General features: G+C 41.9%; 3 protein-coding genes. All 3 read right to left on the bottom strand.

The window, feature by feature from the left end; genetic code table 11:
- Positions 1–341: 341 nt before the first annotated feature.
- Positions 342–1,376 carry an NAD-dependent epimerase/dehydratase family protein gene (locus ACRC32_RS04080; protein WP_438552777.1) on the bottom strand — a complete coding sequence of 345 codons (1,035 nt, stop codon included), beginning with the start codon at positions 1,374–1,376 and terminating at the stop codon, positions 342–344.
- A 54-nt stretch (positions 1,377–1,430) separates the two neighbouring features.
- On the bottom strand, positions 1,431–2,708 hold the full coding sequence (locus ACRC32_RS04085; protein WP_438552778.1) for a glycosyltransferase family 61 protein: 1,278 nt from the start codon (positions 2,706–2,708) through the stop codon (positions 1,431–1,433).
- Between the two features lie 153 nt (positions 2,709–2,861).
- The coding region (locus ACRC32_RS04090; protein WP_438552779.1) for a glycosyltransferase family 61 protein at positions 2,862–3,702 on the bottom strand (841 nt) is incomplete at its 5' end.

A 3,702-nucleotide genomic window follows, 5' to 3' on the forward strand; every position in this document is an offset into this window, starting at 1 on the left:
GCAAACAAACTTGTTCGGGGCGATCGCGCAATTCGCGTGCGAGCGTGATTCCTGCCGCACCAGCACCGATAATACAAATGTCTGTTTCTACCAGCGTATCTGCTGGTAATTTCAAGGCATCAACTAACATGATTACTCCTCTAACCGATTGAGGCAAGATCCCCCCTAACCCCCCTTTTTAAGGGGGGAAACAACGCTTGCTTTTTCCAGGAAAGCCCCCTTTTTAAGGGGGGAAACAACGCTTGCTTTTTCCAGGAAAGCCCCCTTTTTAAGGGGGTTGGGGGATCTTCAAGATCTTTACATCACTAATCGAAATGTAGTGGTTTGTCTAAGTGCAACGTCTAATTGCCAAGCGACTGCCAAAAGAAATCGCGATCGATTTGCTGAGTCCGAATCAAATATTCCAACTGCTTCAACCGAGTAAATCCTCTAAATAGAAACGTGTCCGCAGTCATGTCAATTTGAGTAAATAGATCGAATAATTGTTGAGCGCCGCGCCGTGCATCCCACTCGCATTTAAATCCTGGCAGTACCGTATTAATCTTCTCGAAACTGACGCGATAGCTGCGGTTATCTGCCCCATTTTCGCCAAAACTTAACTTGCATCCTTTAAAAGTTTCAGCAATGATTTCGGCAACTTGTTTGACACGATAATTTTGCGCCGTGTCACCCACGTTAAAGATTTGATTGTGAACGATATCGCGCGGAGCTTCCAGCGTGCAGGCGATCGCCTTAGCAATATCGAGGGCGTGGACTAAAGGTCGCCAGGGCGTACCGTCACTGGTCATTTTAATTTCTTTGGTCGTCCAAGCCAACCCTGCCAGGTTATTTAAGACGATATCAAAGCGCATTCTGGGGGAAGCGCCAAAAGCTGTCGCATTTCGCATGAATGTAGGCGAAAAACTATCATCAGCCATTGTCGTGACATCTCGCTCTACAAGTGTTTTACACTCGGCATAAGCGGTTTGCGGGTTGACTGGAGATTCTTCAGTCACATCTCCTGCGGTAGCAACTCCGTAGACGCTACAGGAAGACATATAGACAAAGCGCCGCACTCCAACTGTTTTCGCTAGCGTGGCGAGGCGGACGGAACCTTTATGATTGATGTCGTAGGTGATGTTGGGATTGAGTTGTCCGGCTGGATCGTTGGAAAGCTCTGCCATATGGACGATCGCTTCCACCCCTTCCAGATCTTCAATTGAAATCTGCCGCAGATCTTTGTTAAGAGTTTTCGCAGTCAGTGGAGTGCCGTTATACAACCAACCAACTTTATAGAATCCTGTATCTACGCCAATAACTTCATGCCCGCGTTGCATCAAAATTGGAGCTAATAACGAACCGAGATAGCCTTCTGTACCAGTGACAAGAATTTTCATGTTTGTAAGCTTGAATTTGTGTGTATGGGGCGATCGCGCTTTTCAGTCGTTCTCTTAATTCGTACTATCGTCACCAGCGAGCAATAATGCCTCTTCTACACTGGCAACTTGGCGATCGCTATCTCTAACATTGAGCATTTCTTGAAGTAAAACTTGCAATTTGGCAATATCTACCGTAATGCCTTTGTACTTTCCAGTTTTATTCTTTGGATCGAAGCCCTCTCCCAGGCAACCGTAGTAAAAGCCTAATGCTTGTGCTAAGGCAAAGAAACACGGCGTGCCAAACGAACCAAATAGATCGATAACAATTAATTTTTGGGATGCAAAAATGATATTTGTGAGACCAGCACCGTGGGGGGCAATAACTATTTCTGCTTGAGAAAATAGTCTAATCTCATCTACAAAACTAAGTTCCTCCATCGTATAAGCGATGAATCCCAAAGGAGCCAAAATCGCCATAACATCTTCTTCATTAATGATATTACGACCGGCTGATTCTGGTCGAGAAATATATATTCTAGGCGATAAAGAGATGCTGGTATTATCTGGCAGATTACTCAATAAGCGCTGGCGTAACCACTGACAAGCTGTAGGCGATATGATGTTGTGTTCTCGTCGAAAAGAGGGGACGATTAACTTTTTAACTTTGACGCTGGAGTCGTTCCATTCAATATAATCATCTGAATTGTATCCTAAAAGTTTGAGAGATTCTTTTTGCCATTCTTGAGGATGAGCATGAATAATTAGAGTCGGCTTAATTCCAGTTTGTGCTTGATAGTACTCTATTCCCTCAAGTCGAGTTAAACAATCTATCAACCAGTGAAAATAACCGCTATTCCAGTTAGTTAACGAACAAGCCGTCTCTAGCTGAGGTGCTATCCAATTAGACAACTTTTCTGATAGCAAAGTTTGAGCAGGAATATATTTAATGCATTCTGGATTTCCTGATATTGTTTCTGAAATTATGTTACCAGCCGCATCAAACCCAATAGCTATAGCTCCAACTAACTTAGCATTTTCTACCTCTATGACAAATGGTTGTACCAACCTATGCTCACCAGTTGTATTTACAATTTCTCGAATCTGGTCGGAACCGTTACAGGGGTGATTAATGACAATTGTTTCTCCGGCATTAAATTGAAAAACTCGGTGTTCGATATTCCCTTCAAGAACTTCCTGTCTCGTGATGACTTTCAATCCAATCTTTCTAACAAAATGAAATGTCTGTTGCTGAATTGAGCGTCGGATTGCTCCACCAATTGTTCTACGATGAGCAGCCGAAATCTTTTGCTTGAGCAAATTCCTCAAAGGCGCGATCAAAAAGTTTACCACAGCATTTTTCCTGCAAAGAATAGGATTTTTGTTAGTTGGAGTTCAACCAAACTAAGTAAAACAGTAAGTACTGTTGCACTTAAGGTATTGCTGCATTTATCTGAATGAAATTACGATCGCCAAACAATCTAGTAGCCAGCTAGTTGTTGCCAATCAATAAGGAGTAATTACAGGTTGGCGATCGCTATATCTCATGTTTAACATCTCCTCAACAAGAACCTGCAATTTAGGAATGTTCACCATTATATTGTTGTTCTGCTCAAAGGAATGATTATTTCTCGAATTGTAGTCTGCTGTAAGACATCCATACTGAAAACCTAGTGATTTCGCTAAAACTAAAAAGCACGGAACACCAGTCGAACCAAAAAGTTCGATGACGCTCAAGTTCTGGGCAAATATTATATTTACGAGACCAGAACCATGAGGAGCAACAACTATTTCTGCTTGAGAAAATAGTCTAACCTCGTCTGCAAAACTCATATTTTCTAGTGTGTAAGCTACAAATCCCAAAGGAGCTAAAGCTTTTAAAACAGCGTCTTCATTAGTGACTTTACGACCTGTTGTTTTGGCTCGGGAAATATAGATTCTCGGTGAAAAAGAGCGCTGTTTGCTCTCTACATTAGGAAGATTACTCAATAGGCGTTGACGAAGCCACTGGCAGGCAGATGGTGATATAGAGAAAGCTTGCTCGCGTCGAAAAGATGGAACTATTAATCGGTTGACTTTTATTTTTGAACCTTTCCAAGCTACACAATCGTCTAGTTCATATCCTAAAAGTTTGAGAGACTCTATTTTCCAGGTAAGAGGATTTGGTTCAATAATTAAAGCTGGTTTTCTTCCAGTTTTCTCTTGATAATATTCAAGTCCTTCGAGTCGCAATAAACAATCTACTACCCAATGAGAATAATTCTTAGACCACCAATTAAGTAACGAACAAGCTGTATCCAGTTGAGGAGAGCCAAAGCTAGGTAAATTCTTTAAGATTAAGGTTTGT

This window comes from Chroococcidiopsis sp., from assembly GCF_051657925.1.
In the GTDB taxonomy this organism is placed as follows: domain Bacteria; phylum Cyanobacteriota; class Cyanobacteriia; order Cyanobacteriales; family Chroococcidiopsidaceae; genus Chroococcidiopsis.

Coding starts and splice junctions, on each gene's coding strand:
- ACRC32_RS04080 (WP_438552777.1), bottom strand. CDS start 1,376: ATGAAAATTCTTGTCACTGGTACAGAAGGCTATCTCGGTTCGTTATTA.